The sequence below is a fragment of the Flavobacterium shii genome (assembly GCF_025847235.1).
GTDB classification, from domain to species: Bacteria; Bacteroidota; Bacteroidia; order Flavobacteriales; family Flavobacteriaceae; genus Flavobacterium; species Flavobacterium shii.
Genome location: NZ_JAOZEW010000055.1, coordinates 1 through 1,171, shown reverse-complemented (window position 1 = coordinate 1,171; position 1,171 = coordinate 1). Strand labels below are relative to the sequence as shown.

General features: G+C 30.7%; 1 protein-coding gene. It reads left to right on the top strand.

The window, feature by feature from the left end; all coding sequences use genetic code 11:
* The first annotated feature begins 241 nt into the window (after positions 1-241).
* Entirely contained in the window at positions 242-403 is a 162-nt protein-coding gene (locus OIU83_RS23525; RefSeq protein WP_264208708.1) for a hypothetical protein, read from the top strand.
* The last annotated feature ends 768 nt before the right edge of the window (positions 404-1,171 follow it).

Here is a 1,171-nt window from a genome sequence, read left to right as displayed (position 1 = left end):
TCCATTATAATTCAATTTTTATTATGTCAAACTTGAAAGTCTTTTAGTAATTGAACGGGTGGTTAATTAAGGATCATGCCATAAATCTCAGTTGAAATCACAACCACTAAGAGTTGTTGAATAGGGTAAAACTCTAATGTCTACTAGTGCTACTATAATATCGTTGAGTTTAAGTGTTTTCTTTTGTGTGTGTGATTAATTTGGTTTAATTTTAGAAAATAATCTTAAACAAAATTTTATAATGAAAACGAATTTATTTACAAAAAAAAGAGTGTTGCTAATGGTTGTTTTGGTGTGTTCTTTTTTAGGTTTTAATTCATTTAGCAACGTGTCGGCTAAATTGAATATTGAAGGCAAAACATCTACTCAGTCGAAAAAACCTTCTGTTTATCGACCAGGATAAATTATGATTTGTCTTAAATAATCGATACAGATTATTAAGTGAATATATTTAATTAAATACCCGTGATATTTTTTATTGCAGGTATTTTTTTTATTATTATAAGTTCTCGTTTCTATTATGTTTTCTTGGTGTATTTGGCTACGAGTGAATCTGTGATTTTAGTAATGCATTCTTTTGTTGTTGTGGGTGTCAATTGTATTTTTCGCTAAAATCTTTGTCATAGCAAGTTGTTGATTGAACTTGTTAATATTAATTCTATGTTTTAAAATTTAATTCCCCTTTTTTGATTGCTGTATTTCACTGGCAATTAGCACTTTGTACTGTTCTGCGTTTCGTATTGTTTTTGTATAACAGTTTTTGATATTGATTGGAGTAATATTGTATTCCTTTTATCTGGATGATGTATTGTGGTTTTGATGATTTGATTTGTGATAAGAGAGGTTTTGGGGTGGGATTGTTTGGTGTTTGTATTTAGTATATTAAGGTATGTTTTTTACTTATATATAGGTAGGAGAAGTTTTTTCAGGAGCTATTTCCTGCTATCTGCTACAATCTTGTCCTTTTTAAAGGAAAAAGGACAAGGATTTTCGCTACTATCAGGGCTAGGGGAGGTAAAGCGGAAAAGAAATCTCGTATTAAAGAGAATAAAAGCAACTTTGTGCCTTGACGATTTAGCGAGAAACCTAGCAAAACCAAAGGGAAAACAGGGTAAGCGCCCCAAAGTGTCCAAGGTAGATAGGAAACAGTGAGAAATAAAGGTTTGTAAAT